Source organism: Caballeronia glathei (assembly GCF_000698595.1).
In the GTDB taxonomy this organism is placed as follows: Bacteria; Pseudomonadota; Gammaproteobacteria; order Burkholderiales; family Burkholderiaceae; genus Caballeronia; species Caballeronia glathei.
Genome location: NZ_JFHC01000100.1, coordinates 1 through 20,136 on the forward strand (window position 1 = coordinate 1; position 20,136 = coordinate 20,136).

Annotated in this window: 20 protein-coding genes; 9 read left to right on the forward strand and 11 right to left on the reverse strand. The window is 65.7% G+C overall.

The features are described from left to right. Positions 1 to 71: 71 nt before the first annotated feature. Entirely contained in the window at positions 72 to 383 is a 312-nt protein-coding gene (locus BG61_RS34650; RefSeq protein ID WP_035935989.1) for a DUF4148 domain-containing protein, read from the reverse strand. Positions 384 to 974: 591 nt separating this feature from the next. Here BG61_RS34650 and BG61_RS34655 point away from each other — a divergent pair. Beyond that, complete coding sequence (locus tag BG61_RS34655) at positions 975 to 1,955, forward strand: AraC family transcriptional regulator (RefSeq protein WP_051673002.1); 981 nt, start codon at positions 975 to 977, stop codon at positions 1,953 to 1,955. Positions 1,956 to 2,097: 142 nt separating this feature from the next. Further along, positions 2,098 to 2,673 carry an RNA polymerase sigma factor gene (locus tag BG61_RS34660; RefSeq protein WP_051673003.1) on the forward strand — a complete coding sequence of 192 codons (576 nt, stop codon included), beginning with the start codon at positions 2,098 to 2,100 and terminating at the stop codon, positions 2,671 to 2,673. 12 nt (positions 2,674 to 2,685) lie between these two features. Here the strand turns inward: BG61_RS34660 and BG61_RS34665 are convergent, their stop codons facing one another. Continuing rightward, a complete protein-coding gene (locus BG61_RS34665) occupies positions 2,686 to 4,314 on the reverse strand; it encodes a patatin-like phospholipase family protein (RefSeq protein ID WP_035935993.1) in 1,629 nt (542 codons plus the stop codon). Between the two features lie 369 nt (positions 4,315 to 4,683). Here BG61_RS34665 and BG61_RS34670 point away from each other — a divergent pair, with 369 nt between their 5' ends. Further along, the gene (locus BG61_RS34670; protein ID WP_232256340.1) at positions 4,684 to 5,622 is read left to right on the forward strand and encodes an alpha/beta fold hydrolase; all 939 of its coding nucleotides are present in this window, start codon (positions 4,684 to 4,686) and stop codon (positions 5,620 to 5,622) included. On the opposite strand, the gene BG61_RS34675 is transcribed toward BG61_RS34670, so the two are convergent. From BG61_RS34675 to BG61_RS34685, 3 genes are read right to left on the reverse strand one after another with little or no spacing between them, the layout of a single operon-like run. Beyond that, on the reverse strand, positions 5,619 to 6,398 hold the full coding sequence (locus BG61_RS34675; RefSeq protein ID WP_174479758.1) for an ABC transporter ATP-binding protein: 780 nt from the start codon (positions 6,396 to 6,398) through the stop codon (positions 5,619 to 5,621). The genes BG61_RS34670 and BG61_RS34675 overlap by 4 nt on opposite strands. Before the next feature lie 5 nt (positions 6,399 to 6,403). Further along, positions 6,404 to 8,074 carry an ABC transporter permease gene (locus BG61_RS34680; protein ID WP_035935996.1) on the reverse strand — a complete coding sequence of 557 codons (1,671 nt, stop codon included), beginning with the start codon at positions 8,072 to 8,074 and terminating at the stop codon, positions 6,404 to 6,406. Next, positions 8,064 to 9,089, reverse strand: coding sequence for a Fe(3+) ABC transporter substrate-binding protein (locus BG61_RS34685; protein WP_035935999.1), 1,026 nt, complete (start codon positions 9,087 to 9,089; stop codon positions 8,064 to 8,066). Before BG61_RS34685 ends, BG61_RS34680 begins: the two co-directional genes overlap by 11 nt. 266 nt (positions 9,090 to 9,355) lie before the next feature. Between BG61_RS34685 and BG61_RS34690 the strand changes: the two genes are divergently transcribed. Beyond that, positions 9,356 to 10,228: an alpha/beta hydrolase gene (locus BG61_RS34690; RefSeq protein ID WP_081868286.1), complete on the forward strand. Its 873-nt coding sequence runs from the start codon at positions 9,356 to 9,358 to the stop codon at positions 10,226 to 10,228. Between the two features lie 17 nt (positions 10,229 to 10,245). Here BG61_RS34690 and BG61_RS34695 read toward each other — a convergent pair whose 3' ends face one another. Continuing rightward, positions 10,246 to 10,749 carry an MgtC/SapB family protein gene (locus BG61_RS34695; protein WP_035936002.1) on the reverse strand — a complete coding sequence of 168 codons (504 nt, stop codon included), beginning with the start codon at positions 10,747 to 10,749 and terminating at the stop codon, positions 10,246 to 10,248. 82 nt (positions 10,750 to 10,831) lie between these two features. Continuing rightward, on the reverse strand, positions 10,832 to 11,725 hold the full coding sequence (gene nhaR / locus BG61_RS34700; RefSeq protein WP_035936005.1) for a transcriptional activator NhaR: 894 nt from the start codon (positions 11,723 to 11,725) through the stop codon (positions 10,832 to 10,834). 136 nt (positions 11,726 to 11,861) lie between these two features. Here nhaR and BG61_RS34705 point away from each other — a divergent pair, with 136 nt between their 5' ends. From BG61_RS34705 to BG61_RS34715, 3 genes are all read left to right on the forward strand, one after another. Beyond that, positions 11,862 to 12,194, forward strand: a complete 333-nt coding sequence (locus BG61_RS34705) for a TFIIB-type zinc ribbon-containing protein (protein WP_035936008.1) — start codon at positions 11,862 to 11,864, stop codon at positions 12,192 to 12,194. 88 nt (positions 12,195 to 12,282) lie between these two features. Beyond that, the gene (locus tag BG61_RS34710; RefSeq protein ID WP_063741163.1) at positions 12,283 to 12,786 is read left to right on the forward strand and encodes a CBS domain-containing protein; all 504 of its coding nucleotides are present in this window, start codon (positions 12,283 to 12,285) and stop codon (positions 12,784 to 12,786) included. A gap of 74 nt (positions 12,787 to 12,860) precedes the next feature. Further along, the gene (locus BG61_RS34715) at positions 12,861 to 13,142 is read left to right on the forward strand and encodes a hypothetical protein (protein WP_035936010.1); all 282 of its coding nucleotides are present in this window, start codon (positions 12,861 to 12,863) and stop codon (positions 13,140 to 13,142) included. Positions 13,143 to 13,158: 16 nt separating this feature from the next. Here BG61_RS34715 and hmpA read toward each other — a convergent pair whose 3' ends face one another. Together hmpA and BG61_RS34725 are read right to left on the reverse strand one after the other, a co-directional pair. Further along, positions 13,159 to 14,385, reverse strand: coding sequence for an NO-inducible flavohemoprotein (hmpA, locus tag BG61_RS34720; RefSeq protein ID WP_035936012.1), 1,227 nt, complete (start codon positions 14,383 to 14,385; stop codon positions 13,159 to 13,161). Positions 14,386 to 14,523: 138 nt separating this feature from the next. Further along, a complete protein-coding gene (locus tag BG61_RS34725; protein ID WP_035936015.1) occupies positions 14,524 to 15,294 on the reverse strand; it encodes an IclR family transcriptional regulator domain-containing protein in 771 nt (256 codons plus the stop codon). Between the two features lie 252 nt (positions 15,295 to 15,546). Here BG61_RS34725 and BG61_RS34730 point away from each other — a divergent pair, with 252 nt between their 5' ends. Continuing rightward, positions 15,547 to 16,956: an MFS transporter gene (locus BG61_RS34730; protein WP_035936017.1), complete on the forward strand. Its 1,410-nt coding sequence runs from the start codon at positions 15,547 to 15,549 to the stop codon at positions 16,954 to 16,956. A 130-nt stretch (positions 16,957 to 17,086) separates the two neighbouring features. Here BG61_RS34730 and BG61_RS34735 read toward each other — a convergent pair whose 3' ends face one another. Next, positions 17,087 to 17,761 carry an HAD family hydrolase gene (locus tag BG61_RS34735; RefSeq protein WP_035936020.1) on the reverse strand — a complete coding sequence of 225 codons (675 nt, stop codon included), beginning with the start codon at positions 17,759 to 17,761 and terminating at the stop codon, positions 17,087 to 17,089. A 254-nt stretch (positions 17,762 to 18,015) separates the two neighbouring features. On the opposite strand from BG61_RS34735, the gene BG61_RS34740 reads away from it, so the two are divergent. Then, positions 18,016 to 19,524 (forward strand): Dyp-type peroxidase, encoded by a 1,509-nt coding sequence (locus BG61_RS34740; RefSeq protein ID WP_035936021.1) that lies wholly within the window; start codon positions 18,016 to 18,018, stop codon positions 19,522 to 19,524. A gap of 81 nt (positions 19,525 to 19,605) precedes the next feature. Here BG61_RS34740 and BG61_RS34745 read toward each other — a convergent pair whose 3' ends face one another. Further along, positions 19,606 to 19,902, reverse strand: a complete 297-nt coding sequence (locus BG61_RS34745; protein ID WP_035936023.1) for a hypothetical protein — start codon at positions 19,900 to 19,902, stop codon at positions 19,606 to 19,608. Between the last annotated feature and the right edge of the window lie 234 nt (positions 19,903 to 20,136).

Here is a 20,136-nt window from a genome sequence, read left to right on the forward strand (position 1 = left end):
GGTGTCCAACTTTTGGGGTGCAGTTCAATTGCCGGGCTTTTTTGTCTTGCGCAGCCTGCTTCAGCGAACGCTTACGAGCGGCGGAAGTCGACCGCGCTGACACCCAGGGCAGGTAGCGAGGACACGCTACCCGATGCCGACGAACCTTCCGCCGAGCCGCCGAACGACGAAGCATTTTGTGCGTTCACGCGCTTTTGCGCTGCCTGCAGCTTCTGGGGATACGTGGTGTGCTCGCTGCCCGGGCGATAGCCGGCTTGTTCCAGCTGGACCAGTTCGGCTCTGACCTGAGCACGGGTGACGGGACCGTTGTCCTGCGCGTTGGCAAACGAAGGCGCGGCCAAAGCGGACGCCAGCACGACTGCGGGGATGATTGCCTTGAACATGATGAACCTCCAGTTTTTCGATGTAAGAGACGAAGCCGGTGATCGCTCGATCGGTTCCGTTTGCTTCGCCGTTGGAACCCAGTCTAGGGGCTCAGGCCTCACGGAAAAAGCCGTCGGAGGTGAATTGATTATTTGCGCAGATGAATCAATCGCGCGGCAAGAGCCTTCGACTTGCGCCCTGTGGACAAGCAATGTGTCACCCCGGGACAAAACCGTTTCGCCGCACGTAGGTAGAGTGGGTGACTCCTGTCCTTGTGAGCGTGAGTTTGACGTGCTTTCCATCAGCTTTTGGAGTTCTTTCGCCATCTTGAAGATACCGCGCATTCCTCGCAACAATGACTCGTGGGGATCGGCACAATCCGGACGCGTGCCGGCCGAATGCCGAACGGTGTTCCGTTCTCCTGCTGCGCCAGTCGCGGCCGAGCCCGCGAAATACGGCGCGAAATCTCATCGACGACGGCGTCGCGCTTCATGTACGCCGCATCTTTCCCCTGATGAATATTGGGGTTCAGGGCATGCGAGCGGAGTTTCACCTTGCTGTGACACACTGCACAGTTCCCGGGAATCACGTGCTCTTCGGATGTTGCTGTCATGTTTATCGATTCGCATGAAATCACCTTCAGTGCCGCCGCCAATTCCGACCCGAACTGGCAGGACATCATGCTGACGGGTCACGGAATGCATTGCCGGTTCGATCCGCAAAGGCCGGCGCATTCGACGGTGCGCGGCTGGTCGCTCGGCAGCGTGGAGATGGTGCGCGCCGACCTCGCCGTGCGCGAACTGATGCCGCCAGCGAAGGGCCATCCGGCATGGCAGGGAGAGTGGATGTACATCAAGCTCGTGACCGCGGGCTACGTCGACGTCGAACAATTCGGGCAGACGCGCCGCTTTCGCGCGGGCAGCATCTTCGTGCTCGATCCGGCGCGTCCCTTCGTCGAATCGTTTCCGGCGCGCGCGCAGATGATCGTGCTGCGAATCAGGAAGGCAACCTTGCGGGAACGCGGACTGAGTCAGGCCGTCGATGGTCTTGTCGTTCCCGACATGGGCGCCGCGGACATGCGCGCCACCGGCGATCTGATTCATTGCATCGCCCGTCAATTCGACGCGCCGAGCCGCAGCATCCGCGAGCGCATGGGCGAGCAGGTGCTCGAGCTGATCGATGCGATTCTGGCGAGCACGGGAACGGCGGCGCGGCGCAGCGCGCAAGCGCTGGTGAGCGCAGCGAAGCGCTACATCAGGGGGCATCTCGGCGATCACGACCTCGACGCCTCTGCGATCGCCGCATCGGTGAACGTCTCGGTCAAGCATCTGCACCGGCTGTTCCAGCCGCATGGCACTTCGTTGATGCGCTATGTCTGGCAGGCGCGGCTCGAACACGCCGCGCGGCTGCTGCACGCGAGCGGGCCAGGTCGCATATCGATGCAGGAAATCGCGTGGCAGTGCGGCTTTTCCACCGCGGCGCATTTCAGCCGCGCGTTCAGGAGCCGCTATGGTCTCTCCCCCGCGGCGTTCAGGGCGGCGCGAGCCGCCGAGCCCGCAACGCCCGACGGTCCCGCCGGGATGGCGTTCTGAGCCTGCCCGATGAACGACGCTACACAGTCCGGCGCCCCTATTCAGGCGCCACCGCCCTTGCCCCATACGCGGCGCTCGCGCTCGCGCCTGGCCGCGGTTCATGGCAAAGGCGGCATTGAAACATCGCAGAAGGAACTTGTAGATGAGTGCTGCTGACTTGGCCGGCATACTCCCCGAGCTGTTGCCGAAGTTGTGGGTTTTTGCACTGCGGCTCGCGCGCGATCAGCGCGACGCCGAAGACCTCGTACATCGCGCCTGTGCGCGCGCGCTCGAACGTACGCATCAGATGAAGCCGGGAACGTCGCCGTTGAACTGGCTGTTCTCGATCCTGCATACCGCATGGATCAGCGACTCGCGTCGGCGCAGGGCGCGCCAACACACGAGCGACGGATGGGACGTAAGCTTCATGGACACGAACGAGGACCCGGCGGGCCGCAATGCCGAGTGCGACATGATGAACCGGCAGATCGTGATGGAAGTCGAGAAGCTGCCTGAGGCGCAGCGCGCGGTGATGCTGCTCGTGGCCGTCGAAGGGCTGAGCTATTACGAAGCCGCGCGCGTACTCGACGTGCCGGTCGGAACGGTCATGAGCCGCCTGTCGCGCGCGCGGCGCACCGTGGAAGCGCGCTTTGCCGGGCCCGACGATGCCCCCATGAAGGCGAACGGTGCGAACAATGTAATGGGCGCATGGACTCGCCGCCCCGTGGGCGGCGCCTGAACACGGCATCGCTTACAGTGCGCCTGACGCGGCGAGTTCGGGGCACGTCGAGCGGATGCGCTTGTCGAGCACGCTCAGGTCCGGCGCCGGGCTGGCGTGCGCGTTGCCCGCGTCACCGGTGCCGCTGAAGAAGCTCTGTAACTCGGCCGCATGCTGATGGACGCTCCAGCACGCGGCGATGCGCACCAGATCGGCGGAGCAGGGGTCGAGATGATAGCTCGTCGGAATGTTGCGCACGGCTTCGCGCACGCTGCGGGCGTCGTCGAAATGTACGTGGCACGTGGCGGTATCGATGTGCAGCGCGTTCGCCCGCAGGTCCGTATGCTGAAGCTGCTTGATGTCGAGCCTCGTGACGGCGTTGGTCGAGTGCTTCATGGTCTTCGCCACGTTCTCGGTCAGAAGCCACAGGTCCTGGCGATAAAGCGAGGCGCGCACCTCCTGGATATCGGACAGGCGCGTCGGATCGTCGATGATCGCCGTGAGCGGCTGCGAGTCGTCGGCGATCGCGGTGCCGCGCGCATTGAACGGCAGGCCCGCGTTCAGTTCGATGATCATGCCGCGCCGCTTCGGATTCTCAATCAGCTTGCGCAGGAAGAGCTGCACGAGCGACTCGACGCCCGAGTTGTCCGCGACCCCGCCGTCGATCAGATGAAGCAGGTCGCGGCTGTTGTCCACGCGGTAGGCGATCGGCCCGACCGCGACCGGAAACGCCCCGGATGTCGCCACCGCCTGCGCGATCGGAAAATCGGCGGAGGCGACGGCCGTCATGCGCGGATTGAAGAAGCTGTCGAAACCCTCGGGCGTCAGCGCGTCGGTGCGGTCGCACTCGCCGAGCTTCGCGCGCCGTTGCGCGTCGATGTCCGGCTGGTTCGCGCTCGGCGTCTGCACGATGTCGACCAGCAACTGCTCCACGTTCAGGCAGAACTGCGTCGTGGGAATAGTCGTCATCACGAAGCGGCGTCCGCTGTCGTAGTGCGTGGTGTTGAAGATCAGATACGGGCTCGACTTCGACGCCTCGCGCTGGTCCAGGTCGCGAAAGGTGGCGCCGTTCGCGATGCGCGCGTCGACTGAATGCTTGAGGCGCGCCGCTGCGGAGCCGAACGGCAGGCCGTCCAGCCCGAAGAGCGACGCGGTCCAGTTGGCGTTCATCGTCGCGTGGAAGTTGTTGAAGAAGTCCGTGTATTTCTTCGGCAAGGGGTCGTCCTTGAGCATCGGATCGTAGTTGCCGAGACCCCTGATGCCGAAGTACGCGGCCGCGAAGCTGCCCCCTGACACGCTCGACACATAGCTCACCGTGTTCAGGAGACTGACCGGCGCGGCGGCTGCCGGATCCTTGTCGGTGGCCACGACCACGGGCACGCTGCCCAGCAGTTCGATCACATACGACGTGAACAGCGCGGCACGGTTGCCGCCGCCCGAAATCGCGAGGCCGACGAGCGGGGCGTCCGGGTTCTGCGCGTCGAGCGGCTGGTTGCTGTCGTACGTGCTCGGCGTGCCGGAACTCAGTTCGAACGGCGTGCAGGCCGCGCAAAGCAGGCCCGCGGCGAGCATCAGCGCGCTGCGCTGCGTGCGCAGCCAGCCGGTGCGTCCGGTACGTCCGATACGGAGCGGCTTCGAAGCCGCGTCCGTTGTCTTCTGCATGCATCGAGAGAGCGCACTCAGCCGCGTTCGCATGCGCGACGCGGTTTGCCTGCACCTGGAGACCAACGCTTCATGCCTGGACATGCCAGCCTTCCTTCGTTTTGAACTTGCGATTGTCAATGGACTACACCTTCAGAACACTCCTTTGTTCGTGTTATTCCACCGATGGATTATCAGCAGTCGTCGCTGGAGCGCGAGACAGGGAGCCGCGTTCAATGCCGCGCGTCGAATGAATGCCGCAGCCGTTCGTAAGGAATAAACTCGGCGTGCAGGCGTTTTCCCATCGCGGGATGTCGGATGGCTTTCGAAGCGCTCTCGCTTCGGACCCGTCGACACCGCGCTGACAATAACCACTTGAGGAAGCGATCGATGCGCACCCTGTTCAATCAGGCACTACCGGGACTGCATGGGAGACGGCTGGCGCACGAGGGCGCCGGCAAGACCGCGCGGCGCATGGCGCGCGCGTTATGTTCGATACTGGCCGTCTGCTTCATGCAGGCCGCGCAGGCGGCGCCGCCCTGGCAGACCCTGCCGCCGACGCCTGCGCCTGTCGCGGGCGCGCACGCGGCGTACGCGGACGTGAACGGCATCCGGCTGTCGTATGCCGTCGTGGGACACGGCACGCCCGTGCTGCTGCTGCACGGCGGCCTTGCCAACCGCGACTACCTCTCCCTTCAGGCGAAGGCGCTGATGGCGAAGCATCAGGTCATTCTGGTGGACAGTCGCGGCCACGGACGCAGCAGCCGCGACGCGCAGCCGTACGGTTACGACCTGATGGCGGACGACGTCGTCGCGCTGATGGACAAGCTGAACATCCGCAAGGCGGACGTGGTGGGCTGGAGCGATGGCGGGATCATCGGGCTCGATCTTGCGATCCGGCATCCGGACCGGGTAGGCAAGATCCTCGCGTTCGGCGCGAACACGAAGACCTCGGGCGTCGCGAGCGGCTTCGACAAGATTCCCACGTTCGCGGGGTTCATCCAGCGCGCCGGCGTCGAGTACCGCCGCAATTCACCGACGCCCCGCGAATACGATGCGTTTGTCGAGCAGATCGGCAAGATGTGGGACAGCCAGCCGAACTGGACCGACGAGCAGTTAAAGCAGATCAGGTCGCCGGTGCTCATCATGGACGGCCAGCACGACGAGGCGATCAAGCGCGAGCACACCGAATACATGGCCGCGACGATCCCCGGCGCGGGCCTGATGATCCTGCCGAACGTGAGTCACTTCGCGTTCATTCAGGACCCGGCCATGTTCAATGCGGCGATGGTCCACTTCATCGACGACACACCCGCCGGCAAGCGCTAGTTGCGGTAGGCGACGCGGCCGCCTTCGGGCGCGCGGGCGTCGGCCGCCTGGCGGATGAAGCCCGACACGAACGCGTTGGCCGGATGCTGGCGGACGTTGCGCGGAATGTCCCACTGCAGGATGCGGCCGTTCGCCATCACGCCGATGCGATCGGCGATGGCGAACGCCTCCGCCTGATTGTGCGTCACGAAGATGGCGGCGTGCCCGGTTGCCTTCAGGATGTCGCGCAGTTCCAGCGCGAGCCGCTCGCGCGTGTCGACGTCGAGGTTGGAGAACGGTTCGTCGAGCAAAAGGAGTCGCGGCGAGGGGCCGAGCGCGCGGGCGAGCGCCACGCGCTGCTGCTCGCCGCCCGACAGTTCGTGCGGAAAACTCGCCGCCACGTGCGCCAGTCCGACGAGTTCGAGCATCTCGGACACGCGCATCGCCCGCTCGCGGCGCGACAGCCTGCGCAGGCCGAACCCGACGTTCTGGCCGGCCGTCAGATGCGGAAAGAGCGCGTAGTCCTGAAACATCATGCCGATGCGGCGCTTTTCCGGCGCGACGGTCATGGCGGGCGACGAGATCACGCCGCTGTCGATGGCGATCGTGCCCGCGCGCACCGGCTCGAAGCCGGCAATTGCGCGCAGCACGGACGTCTTCCCGCAGCCCGACGGCCCGAGCAGGCAGCCGATGTCGCCGCGCTCGAGCGTGAGGCTCAGGCCGTCGACGACGGTGCGCCTGCCGTGCGGCGTATCGTAGGCGAGATCGATGTGATCGAGGTCAAGCAGCGTCGACACGGCGTTCAGCGCTCCATGTTCAGATTGGTTCGCGCGAGCAGCACGACGGGCAGCAGCCCCGCCATGACGATGGCGAGCGCCGCGACCGCGCCCTCCTCGTAGGTGCCGCGCGAAGCTTCGGCGTAGAGCCACGTCGCGAGCGTCTCGAAGTTGAGCGGGCGCAGGAGCAGGGTGGCGGGCAATTCCTTCATCGCGTCGACGAACACGAGCAGCGAGCTTGCCGCGAGCGCCGGCCGCAGAAGCGGCAGATGCACGCGCCGCAACGTGCTGCCCGCCGTTTCGCCGAGCACGCGCGACGCCTGTTCGAGCGATGCGGGAATGCGCGCAAGGCCCGCTTCCACGCTGCCGATTGAAATGGCGAGAAAGCGGATTGCGTACGCGACGACGAGGCCGCCGATCGAGCCCATCAGCAGCGCGCCGTGATTGCCGACGATGCCGGAAGCGGCGCGGTCGATGAAGGCGAGCGGCGCGAGCAGGCCGACGGCAAGCACCGTTCCCGGCACCGCATAGCCGATGCTCGCGGCGCGTGCGCACGCGCGGCCGGCGTTGAAGCCCCCGCTCTCGCGCAGCGACCGCGCGGCCCATGCCACGACGAGTCCGCACACGAGCGTGACCACGGTCGCGGAGGACGCGACGAGCAGCGTGTTCCCGAGTCCGCGCAGCAGTTGCTCCGATACGCCGCCGACCAGATGAAGCCGCTTGTACGTTTCAGCCAGAAGATAGAGCGCGGGTGCGCCGAAGCCGAGCAGCACCGGCAGCCAGCAGAGCACGCCCGCGAGCGCCGCCTGGGCGCCGGTGAGACGCCGCGCGGTGATCGGCCGCATCCTGCGACCGTGCGCGAAGCGCTGGCGCCGTCGCCCGTGACGCTCGAGCCAGATGATGCCGAGCGCCAGCACGAGCATCGAGAGCGCGATCTGAGACGCGCCGGCGAGATCCGAGCGCGTGACCCAGGTCGTGTACACCGATACGGTGAGCGTCTGCACGCCGAGAAACTCGGAAGCGCCGATGTCGTTCAGGGTTTCGAGCAGCGCGAGGCTCAGGCCGACGGCGATCGCCGGCCGCGCGAGCGGCAGCACGACGCGCCAGAACACCGCGAGGCGATGCGCGCCGAGCGTGCGCGCCGCCTCGATCATGCTTTCCGACTGCGTGGCGAACATCGCCCGCGTGCTCAGATAGACGTACGGATACAGCACGACGCCAAGCACGAAGATCGCGCCGGGCAGCGAGCGCAGGTCGGGCAGGCGGAACTCGCGCGGGCTGTCGAAGCCGAGCAGTGCGCGGATCGCGGTCTGCACCGGACCGATCGGATGCAGCATGTCGAGATACGCGAACGCGATGATGTAGGTCGGCATCGCGAGCGGCAGCAGCAGGGCCCACGCGAGCGTGGAGCGTCCGGGAAAGTCGTATGCGGTGACGAGCCACGCCGTGCCGGTGCCCGCCACGGTCACGATCGCGCCGACGCCCGCGAGCAGGATGAGGGTGTTGCGTGCCGCCTGCGGCAGCACGTAGGCGGCGAGGTGCGCCCAGTGCGAGGCGTCGGCGTCGAGTGCCGCGGCGGCGAGCACCGCGATCGGCACGAGTACCACGAGCGCAATCAGCACCGCCGCGACGAGCCATCCGCCGCGTTCGATGCGAAAGCGCGGCCAGGGGCGGCCGCGCAGCGTGTCAGTTGTCAAAGCCCACCTTGTCGACGAGCTGGCTCGCGAGCTTGCGGTTCTTCATGATGTCGACGAGCGGCAGCGGGTCGACCTTCAGCGTGCCGAAGCTTGCAACCAGCGGATCGAGTTTCACGCCCGCGCGCACCGGATATTCGTGGTTCGCCTGCGCGTAGAGCGCCTGGGCCTCGGGGGAGACGAGGTATTCGAGCAGCTTGACCGCGGTGTCCCGGTTCGGCGCGTGCCTGGCGACCGCCGCGCCGCTGATGTTCACGTGCGTGCCGCCGCTCTTCGTGTTCGCGAAGGTCGGACGGATCACCTTGATCGCATCGCCCCACTTGCGCGCGTCGCTGCCGGGCTCGGCGTTCTTCATCTGGCCGACGTAATAGGCGTTCGCGAGGCCGATGTCGCAGATGCCGCCGAGAATGTCGCGCGCCACGTCGCGGTCGCCGCCGGTCGCCTTGCGCGCGAGATTCGCCTTCACCGAGCGCAGCCATTTCTCGGTGACCGCTTCGCCGTCGTGCGTGATCATCGCGGCGACGAGCGCCGTGTTGTACGGATGCTGGCCCGAGCGGATGCAGACCTTGCCCTTCCACTTCGGATCGGCCAGATCTTCGTAGCGGAACGTTTCGAGCGGCAGGTCCTTTTCGACGAACAGCACGCGATCGCGCAACGACAGCGCATACCAGTGGCCGTCCGCGCCGCGCAAGTTCGCGGGGATCGTGGAGTCGAGCACCTTCGAGTCGATCTTCTGAGTGACGCCGCCGTCCACGAGATCGAGCAGGTTGCCGGCGTCCACCGTCATCAGCACGTCGGCGGGAGACTTGTCGCCCTCGGCTTTCACGCGTTCGAGGAGCCCGTCCTTCACGAACACCGTGTTGACCTGCGCACCCGTCTTTTCCTTGAACGCGGTGATGAGCGGCTCGATCAGCTTCGGTTCGCGCGTGGTGTACAGGTTGACCTGCTCCGCCGCGTGGGCGGCCGTGCCGGCGAACACGAGCGACAGGCAAAACAGATGCGCGAAGCGAGAGGACATGGACAAACTCCCTGATGGGTTGTTATTGGCAAGCTCATCCGGCGAGGCCTGGCCGGCGGCCTGCTTTCAGATTGAAAGAAATGAGATTGTAAGCTAAATGAGAATTGATTCAAGTAGCGCGGCGCTTTTGTCTCAGGGTGGGGCCCACCTGCATGATTCGGGTGCGGTTATGTAAGCGGATGCCTGATGCGTCGCGGACGCGAGGTTGATTCGCCGCGTGCGTCGCGCGACACTGGCTGGGTCTGCGGCCAACGGACGTTCGTCAGATGAGTGAAGCGCTCGAGCGGGGAATCGTGTGGACCGTCGCTGTCACGCGATGCCGGCGGGCGGCGCGCCTGCCGCGGAGGTTGCTGCGGAGTTCGCTGCAAATCGCCGCGGCGCTGCTGATTTCATTTCCGGGTGTCGCGGTGTCCCAGAACAGCCTGCTCTATTTTCCCGGGAAGGCCACGGTCGCGGAGATGGTCTCCGGCGGGCTGCGCGCGTGGCCGTCCGAGGAGGAATTTCGCGGACTCGTCGCCGAGCCTGCCGGGCCCGTGCGCGCGACGGCGATCGTGTTTCATGGCAACGCGGGGCATGCGGGACACCGCGATTTCTATGCCACCATGCTGACCCGGCTCGGGCTGCGCGTGATTCTCGCCGAGTATCCGGGTTACGGACCGCGCGAAGGCGCGCTTGGCGAGCGCAGCCTCGTCGACGATGCGCAGCAGACCATCACGCTCGCCTACCGCATGCACGGCGCGCCGCTGGTGGTGATCGGCGAGTCGCTCGGTGCGGGCGTGGCGGCAGCGGCGGCCGGCCGCGAGCGCGACAAAACGGCGGGCCTCATGCTCATCACGCCGTGGGACCGGCTCGAGAATGTGGCCGCTCATCACTATCCATGGCTGCCCGTGAAGTGGTTCCTGCGCGACCGCTACGACAGCGTCGATCATCTCGCTGCGTTCGGCCGTCCGGTGCTCGTGGTGGTCGCGGAGCGCGACACCATTGTGCCGCCGCGCTTCGGCACGGCGCTCCATGACTCGCTTGGCGAGCCGAGGAAGCTGACCGTGATACCCGGTGCGGGCCATAACGACTGGACCGGGCGTGTCGATACCGTCTGGTGGCAGCACGCGATCGACTTCATCCTGACGCGGCAACGCTGACCGCGACGAGGCCGCGCCTATTTGTCCCGCGGCTCTTCGTCCTCCGGCTTCGGCTTTTTGCGCATGCGCACCCCGGCCAGAATGACGAGCGCGATGGCGACGCTCAGAATGGCCGTCGCTTCCCGGCCCAGTCCCGCCGCCATGCCGACCGCCGCGCTGACCCAGAGGCTCGCCGCCGTGGTCAGCCCGCGCACCTCGCGCTCCGCGCTCAGCTTGATGATGGCGCCCGCGCCAAGAAAGCCGATGCCCGACACGAGCCCCTGTATGACGCGGCTCATGTTCTCCTGCGAGAAGCCCGCCTGAAGCGGCACGAGCACGAAAAGCGCGGAGCCCACGGCAACCAGCATGTGGGTGCGCAGGCCGGCGTCCCGGCCGGCCATCTCGCGTTCGAAGCCGAGTATTCCGCCGAGCAGGAGCGCGAGCCCGAGTCGCACCACGACCTGCGTGACGTCGGCCGTATCGTTCAGGTCGGAGAACTCGGCCCGCACCGTTGCCCAGACCGCATGCCACCAGTTGTCCATCGCCCGTCCCCAGAGTGGTGTTCGTGCCATGTTGCATCGAATCGGCGCGCCGCGATATTCGGTGCGCCGTGCGTCGGTGCGCCTATGCGTTGAACAGCTTGCTGCGCGCGGCGCTCATGATCGACGCGATCGCCGGATGGCTGATGCGCCGCTCAATCGAGATCGCGAAGAATTCCTCGACGATCGTATCGATGCTGCCGAGCATGGCGAGGCTATGCTCGCGCTTCAGTTGCGCGGCGAGCACGGTTGGGGCGAAAAGCACGCCCCGGCCTTCGCGCCCGAACGCGATCGTGAGGGCACTGTCGTCGAATTCGCCGACGACGCGCGGCGATATCGCACGCGAATTCAGCCAGTGATCGAGCTTCCTGCGCACGGCGGAATCGATGCCGGGCAGGAGCATCGGCATGTTGTCGAGCGACGCGGGGAACGCCTTCGTGCAGCGCGCCGCGAGCGGTTTCGCCGCGAAGCAGCTGAGGGTCGAGCGCCCGAGCGGGTGATTGAACGCCTTGACATTGACGTCGGGCGGAATCGGCGCGTCGGCGATGATCAGGTCCAGCCGGTGCACCGCGAGCTGCGAAAGCAGCGCATGCAGCTTGCCTTCGTGGCAGATGAGGCGGAACGAATCCGAGAGCGTGAGCGCGGGCTCGAGCAGCCGGTAGGCGACCGCCTTCGGCACCGAGTCGGCCACGCCCACGCGCAACTGCGTCTGCGCGACGCCCTTGTCGTGCCTCACCGCGCTTTCCAGTTCGGCGCCGAGTGAAAAGATCTCGTCCGCGTAGTCGAGCGCGAGGCGGCCGGAATCCGTCAGTTCCAGGTTGCGCCCTGATTTCTTGAAGAGCTTCTTGTCGAGCGCTTCTTCGAGCAGCTTGATCTGGCCGCTCAGCGTCTGCGGCGTGATGTGCAGCTGCGCGCCCGCGCGCGCGAGTCCGCCCGCATGCGCCGCGACCCAGAAGTAATACAAATGCTTGAAGTTCATTCGCGTCCCCCGATGCGTAGGCTGATCCTTCGATTTTATCGATCTGTACACTGAAAAAATACGATTTTTATATCGACGGAAAGTTCGATAGATTGAAGCTTCTTGTTTGGCACGTATCGAGAAGGAGCAATCAACCATGAAGTGTCCGGTCTGCAAGACGCCCGATCTCCTGATGTCGGATCGGCAGGGAATAGAGATCGACTATTGCGGCACCTGCCGCGGCGTATGGCTCGATCGCGGGGAACTGGACAAGCTGATCCAGCGTGCGGCCGATGAAACGGCCGCGCAGAGCGCCCCGGCGCAGCCGGCCGCCGCGCCCGCATACCGCCGCGACGAAGCGCGGCACGATGACCGCCACGATCGCCACGGCGATTGGGGCAAGCCCGGCTATCGCCACGACTACGACCACGACCGGCGCTATCCGCGCAAGAAGAAATCGATGCTCGGCGAGCTGTTCGACTTCGATTGACACCCACTCACGCGTTTCAGGCAACCGGGTTCGTCGCGCGGAAAACGGCGCGGCGAACGGCGCAACATTCGAGCGATGGAGATACACGATGGCATCGGTGAGGCAGATACTCAGTGCGAAGTCCGACGGAACGGTTCATACGATCGAAGAGTCGGCGAGCGTGCTCAGCGCGATCACGCTGATGGCGCACAACCATATCGGCGCGCTCGTCGTGACGAGCGGCGACCAGGTGAAGGGCATCGTCACCGAGCGGGACTACGCGCGCAAGATCGTCCTGCAGGACAAGTCGTCGAAGGACACGGCGGTACGCGACATCATGTCGAAGGCGGTGCGCTATGTCCGGCTCGCCCAGACCACCGACGAATGCATGGCGCTCATGACCGAGTGCCGGATTCGTCATCTGCCGGTGATCGATGGCGGACTGCTGGTCGGCATGGTGTCGATCGGCGATCTGGTGAAGAACCTGATCGGCGAGCAGGAGTACACGATCCGGCAGCTGGAGCACTACATCCAGGGCGGAACCATGGCGCCCGCGCCCGACGGCTGGCCGCACCGCCACGCCGCACGGCCGCTGCCGGCGCCGTTCGCATGAGCGGCGCGGTTCCGCCCGGGACCGCGCCTGGCTCGCCTGGCTATTCACTTCACTTCAACGGGAGACGAGGCTACATGCGCAGCAGGAACGATCTGGAAGTGCATCTCGATCGAAACATGCAATCCGACCGCTTTCGCAGGATATTCTCGACGCGGCTCGACATGACCATCAAGCGCGCACGGTTGACGACGCGGCTCGTCGCGCTGTACCTGAACGTGAAGGAGCGCGACGTCACGTTCTGGCGGGCGGGCATCACGCTGCCGGGAAGCGCGCAGTGCCGGCGGCTGTCGTCGCTGCTTCACGTCGACGTCGCGTGGCTGTGCGTCGCGCACCCGGCCGCGCCCGGCGCGGCCTAGCACGGCGCCATCGCGCCTAGCGCAGGTCTCCGACGCCGAACACCTCGGTCTGGATGCGCGACGCATCGACGCCGAGTGCCTTGAGCGCATCGACCTGCGCGCGCATGAACGGCATCGGGCCGCACACGTAGTAGTCGGCGTCGCGAAGCAGCACTGCGTCGCGGATTTTCGCGAGGTCGAGGCGCCCCTCGAAATCGAAGTCGCGCCCCTGCGTGTCCTCCGGCGCGACACGCTCGTAGAACGTGACCTTCGAGACATTGGGATGATCGGCGGCGACATCGTCGAGCCATTCCCTGAACGCATGCACGCGGCTGCTGCGGCATGCATGCACGAAGGCGACGCGCCGGTCGCCGGAATCCATCACGACGGTCGCCAGCATCGACACCATCGGCGTGAGCCCCACGCCGCCGCTCACCAGCACGACAGGCGTGTCCTTTGCGCGATCGAGCACGAAATCGCCGTAGGGCGCGCTGACTTCCACATGCCCGCCCACGTGCAGCTCGTCGTGCATCAGGTTCGACACGCGCCCCGCCGGCTTGGCCGATGCATCGTCTCCCGCGCTCTCGCGCTTGATCGAGATGCGCAGCCACTTGCCGTGCGGCGCATCCGAAAGACTGTACTGCCGCGGCTGTTCGAGCCCGAGGTCGCTCACGTAGCGCTTCACGCTGACGAACTGGCCGGGCTCGAACGCGGGCAGTTCTCCGCCGTCTTCCGGCACGAGATAGAACGACGAGATTTCATCGCTCTCGTCGACCCTGCGCGCGACCTCGAAGCGCCGCCAGCCGGTCCAGCCGCCCGGCTGGGTCGTGCGCCGCTCGTAGAGCGCCTGTTCCGCGCCGATCATGACTTCGGCGAGCTGCCCGTAGGCGGCGGCCCATGCATCGCGCATTTCGTCGTCGAACGCGTCGCCGAGCACTTCCTTCATTGCCGCGAGCAGATGCTCGCCCACAACCGGATAATGCTCCGGCTGCACGCCGAGGCTCGCGTGCTTCTGCGTGATGCGGCCGACGGCGGGACCGAGCGCGGCAAGATTGTCGATATTGGACGCGTACGCCCACACCGCGTGGGCAAGCGCTTCGGACTGCCCGCCGGAGCGCTGGTTGGCGTGATTGAAGAGGTTCCTGAGTTCGGGATGATGCTCGAAGAGACGCCGGTAGAACCGCGTGACCACGGTCATGCCGTGTTCGCTGAGCACGCTCGCGCTCGACCTGATGATTTCGGTTTGCCGTGGGGTCAGAGCCATCGCCGTTCTCCTTGCGGGAAGTGCGGGTTTCGTATGCGTGACGCGTACGAACGTGCGCTCGAGGTGTCGCAGGCCGGGCGCGATGCTCCATGATAGGCCGCGCGGCGGACGGTTCGCCAGGAATCGCTGCTGCGTCCGCTAGATCACGTTGAGCATCGCGAGCGCGGTTTCCTGCAGAGGATGCAGCACGCGGGAGAGCGCGGATGCGGTCGTCTCCTTGCCCATCGGCATGTTGGTGCTGAGTGCCGCGACGACCTCGCCGTGACGGTCCTTCATCGGCACCGCGATGCCGCGCACGCCGACCTGCAACTGCTCTTCGATCACCGCGAAGCCGTCGGCGCGCGCCTGGCGGATCTTTTCGAGGAGCCGCACCTTGTTCGTCAGCGTATGCGGCGTGAACGGCTTGAGTTCCGTCGCGTCGAGCCATCGGCGCACCGCGTCCTCGTCGGGCTTGTGCGCGAGCAGCACGACGCCGGGCGAGGTCAGCGGCGCGGGCACGCGCGCGCCGAGCACGAAGCCGGTCGTCATCACGCGCGAGGTCCCGTTGCGTGCGATGAAGACGAGCTCCCATTCGTCGAGCACGCTGACATACACCGATTCGTTGAGCGTCGCGCTCAACTGCTGCAGATACGGCTGCACGGTGCGCGGCAGCCGCGCCGAGTCGAAATACGACCAGCCGACCCGCAGCACCCGCGGCGTGAGGCCGAAGAGCTTGCCGTCGCTCTGCACGTAGCCGAGATGCTCGAGCGTGAGCAGATAGCGGCGCGCGGCGGTGCGCGTCATGCCGGTGCGCACGGCGGCCTGCGTCGGGGTCATGCGCGCGTGCTGGTCGTCGAACGCTTCGAGAATCGCGAGTCCCTTCTCGAGTCCGGCAATCCAGTCGCGCTTGTCGAGCGGCGTCTTGGTCATGCACTCCCTCGCCGGTGGCCGGCCCTCACGTCACGCATTTCCACGATTAACCAGATAGTGAACGGGCTAGTGCTAACCCCGGAAACGATCGATAATCGCACACATACGTTCGATTATCGCGCAATTTGTCGCAAAAAGCGTTGTGGAATCAAGGGCGCCCCTCTATTCTCGAGCCCATTCAGACGCGACGTCGCTGCGCCTTGCAGATTGCGATGCAACGACGCAACCATTCAATCTATACCGGAGACAACCATGGCTAGCCACTTGGATCATGAGGCGCATGGCGGGCGCCAGGCGAAGAAGGCAACGGCGAGCGGCTGGATCGGCTCGGCGCTCGAGTATTACGACTTCTTCATCTACGCGCAGGCCGCCGCGCTGATCTTTCCGCAACTCTTCTTTCCCTCGGGCGACCCGAAGATTGCCATTGTCGCGTCGCTTGCGACGTACGGCGTCGGCTATGTCGCGCGCCCGATCGGCGCATTCTTCCTCGGCCACTGGGGCGATACCCACGGCCGCAAGACCGTGCTGCTGCTGTGCATGTTCCTGATGGGCATTTCGACGATGGCTGTCGGCCTGTTGCCGACCTACCATCAGATCGGCATGCTGGCTCCGGCGCTGCTCGTGTTGCTGCGTCTCGTGCAGGGCTTCGCGGTGGCGGGCGAGATTTCGGGCGCCAGTTCGATGATTCTCGAACACGCGCCATTCGGCCGGCGCGGCTACTACGCGAGCTTCACGCTGCAGGGCGTGCAGGCGGGACAGATCCTGGCCGCCGCCATCTTCCTGCCGCTCGCGTACTTCATGCCGGAAGATGCGTTCAATTCGTGGGGCTGGCGCATTCCGTTCCTGCTGTCGGCTGGCGTGCTGATCGCGGGCTACATCATTCGCCGCGAGGTCAAGGAGACGCCCGCTTTCGCGAAGGAAGGCGAGCAGGGTGAACTGCCCAAGTCGCCGATCAAGGAAGCGTTCAAGTACAACTGGAAGGACATGATCCGCGTCATCTGCATGGCGCTGATGAACGTGATTCCGGTCGTCGCGACGATCTTCGGCGCGGCCTATGCGGTGCAGGCATCGTACGGCATCGGCTTTCACAAGAGCGTCTACCTGTGGATCCCGGTCGCGGGCAACATACTCGCGGTGTTGATCATTCCGTACATCGGCAACCTGTCGGACCGCATCGGACGCCGGATCCCGGTGATGGTGGGCGCAATCGGCTCGGGGCTGCTTTCGTTCGGCTACCTCTACGCGATCAGCATCCATAACGTGCCGCTCGCGATCGTCATGTCGCTCCTGATGTGGGGCATCGTCTACCAGGGCTACAACGCGATCTTCCCGAGCTTCTTTCCGGAACTGTTCCCGACGCGCTCCCGCGTCTCGGCGATGGCGATTGCCCAGAACATCGGCACGCTGTTCACCGCGCTGCTGCCCGCGCTGTTTGCCTACGTGGCACCCCCGGGATCGACGAACATCCCGCTCACGGTCGGCGCGATCACCCTTGGCGTGACGATCATCGCGGCAATCGCGGCCTGGAGTGCGCGGGAGACCTACCGGGTTCCGATGAGCGCGCTCGGCGAAGCCGACGCCGTGCCCATCGACAACGTGGACTACGACCGTCTGCGCGCCCAGACGCTGGCCGAGGAGAAGCTCGCCAAGGCGTCCGCGTAACCTGCGTAACCCGTAGTCGTGTGTGCCGGGCCCCGCATCGCGCGGGGCCTTTTTTTTGATCGGCCGCAACCGTACACCGACCGGCAACGCGCCGGCGTACCCGAACGAGCGTCGCGCCTGAAGGCGGGGTTCAGGGCCGCGCGGCCACCTCGTCGAGATGCAGCAGCAGGTCCGCCGGGTCCTCGTAGACCCGCAGCGCCCCCGCGCGCTCCAGTTCATCCATCCCATAGCCTCCCGAGAGCAGACCGACGCCCAGCGCGCGGCATCGACGGGCCGCGAGCATGTCCCAGATGCTGTCGCCAACGACGACGGAATGCTCGATCGGCACGCCCAGTCGCTCCGCCGCCGCGACGAACAAATCGGGGTCCGGCTTCGCGTACTTCACGTCGTCGCGCGTGACCACGACGACCTTCGCGGGATCGACGCCCAGCGCCTCCAGATTCACCGCCGCCGTCTCCAGACGCCCGCTCGTCGCGATCGCCCAGGGCGTGCCCGCGCTGGTGAGGGCGTCGAGCAGCGCGCGCGCACCGCGCAGCGGGCAGACCTGCGCGCGCACGCGCTTGTAGGCCTCCGCATGCAGGCGGCGCAGGCGCTCCACGCGCTCCTGGCTGATCTCGCCATGCGTTTCGCGCAGTAACTGGTTCGTGAACAGGCCGCCGCTCATGCCGATCTTGCGGTGAATGCGCCATACCGACAGTTCGATGCCTTCGGCATCGAGCGCTTCCTTCCATGCAAGGACATGCTGATAGACGCTGTCGACCAGTGTGCCGTCGAGGTCGAACAGGAATGACGTTTCGATACGCATGATGTGATCCTCTAAAAAGTCCTTGCGGGGTGACGAGTGCGGCGCAGCGTGCGTCCACGCCCGGGGAATAGACACGCGCCGGCAGTTGTTTTCACATTATGACCGCAGCGCCGCCCGCGCAACCGCAAAGCGGGGCCGCATCCGCGACGGCCACGGCGGAACCTCGTCAATCGTGCTGGACGGCGAGCGCTCCCGTGACGCAATGACGCAGCACCCTTTCAACAGGATGTATTCCGTTCACACAGGAGGCCGGCATGGCGCGTGACCTGTCCGGGGAGCCGCAATTCCCGACGCATGAGATCCAGGGCGACATTCTCGCCGGATTGGCGAAGAAGCATCAGCATCTGCTCTTCTTTCAGATCGTCGATACGAAGAAGTTCAGGGCTTTCATCCGGTCCCTGCACCTGACGAGCATGCAGGAGTGCCTCGATCAGCGCGCGACGATCGCCGCGAACAAGCGAAACGGCGTCCACCGGATGGTGCCCGCGCCCGGCTTGAACGTTGCGTTCACGTTTTCCGGGTTGCAGGCGCTGGGCGTCCCGGATTTCCCGGCGCTTCCCGCGCTGGAGGCCTTCCGCAAGGGGATGCATGCGCGTCAGTCGCTGCTCGGCGACCCGCCCGCCAGCAAGTGGAAGGTGTTGCGGCCGAGCGATGACCTGCACGGGGTATTCATCGTGACGGGGGCGTCCCATTCCGAGGCCGTCGACGTCATGTCGCTGCGACTCGCGCCCGCCGACGAAAACGGCTGGAAGCTGCGCCACGAGGAAGCGGGTCAGGTGCGGCCCGACCCGGTGAGCGGCCACGAGCATTTCGGCTACGCCGACGGCGTCTCGCAGCCCGGCGTGCGCGGACGGCTGCCGGGCGGCGAGCCGCTCACGCCGCAGGCGCCGGGCGCGGAGGACACGCAGGGCCAGAAAGGCCAGGATGTGCTCTGGCCCGGCGAGTTCGTGTTCGGCTACATCGGCCAGGACCCGAACGCCGATTCCTTCGACAAGCCCGGCCCGCTGAAGGAGCCGCCTGTCGCGTTCATGCGCAACGGCTCGTTCCTCGTGTTCCGGCGTCTTGCCCAGAAGGTTCCGGAGTTCAACCGCTCCGTGAAGGCCGCGGCGAGCGAAATCACGGGGACGGAAAATCCCGTGAATCCGGACCTGCTCGGCGCGCAAATGGTCGGTCGCTGGAAGAGCGGTGCCGCGCTCATCAACGCGCCGACACAGGACGATTTCAGCATCGCGGACGGCACGGAGAATGTGAACGCCTTCGAATTCGGCGACGACCGCATGGGCCTCAAATGCCCGTGGGCGGCGCATATCCGCAAGGCGTATCCGCGCGACGACGTGCGTCACTCCACCCAGCCCGCCGATGACGAAGTGAAGAAGGCGGAAGCATTCACGCAGACGCATCGCATGCTGAGAAGGGGCATCGCGTTCGGTCCGGAGGTGACCGAGTCCGAAGCGCTCAGCCAGCGCTCCGCCGGGGGCGACAAGACCCGGGGCTTGCTGTTCATGTGCTACGTGACGTCGATAGAAAACCAGTTCGAGTTCGTCCAGCAGCAGTGGTGCGATGCGGCGGACTTTTCGCAGCCGGGCAGCGGCATCGATCCGATCATCGGGCAGTCGGCGCAGCCGCTAAGACCCTGGCTCGGCGCGGCGCCCGTCTCTCAGAACGCCGCCGACAAGCCCGCGCTCCAGCTTCGCAGCTTCGTGCAGATGGAAGGCGGCGGGTACTTCTTCGCGCCGTCCATCGCGGAACTCGCGAAGCTTTAGGAAGCGCCGGCGCGGGCGCGCCGGATGCGCTGTCGAGAAAGGCCTCGTTGCGTCAGCGCCTCAGGTGACGCCCGTCGCGTCTCACGGGATCATGCCGCATTCGAACATCTTGTTCACGACCGGCGCGGCCACCTTGTTGATGAACAAGGTGCGCATCTGCGGGTCGCCGCGCAACATCTGGATCGCCTCCTGCTCGCGCTGAGGCTTCGGCCGTCCCATCTGCTGCTCCTTCTCCTTCCACAACTGCTCGCAGGACGATGACTGATATTTCTGGACGACCTTCTCGGCGACCATGTCGAGAACCGGATACTGGGCGGCCGCAAAGTTGCCGCACAGCAGCGCCGCCGCCATCGAGAGCCACAAGAGACGCTTGCCCATGAGAGTGTCCTCGTTCTTGTCCTGCGGATGGAAACGTGGATTGCGTGAGGGTCGCGTGGCGCCTGCGCATGTCGTGTCGCAACCCGGCGGCATCTCACACTGAGAGCCTATGCGGCGAGCCGGTGAGCGGGTATTGGACCTTGGTCCAATACGGGCTTTGCTGGTCGTTCGAGCGTTGCACAGCCGCTTCGAGTCGCCTGTTCGGCACGAACAGACAGCAAGCCGGATAGCTGT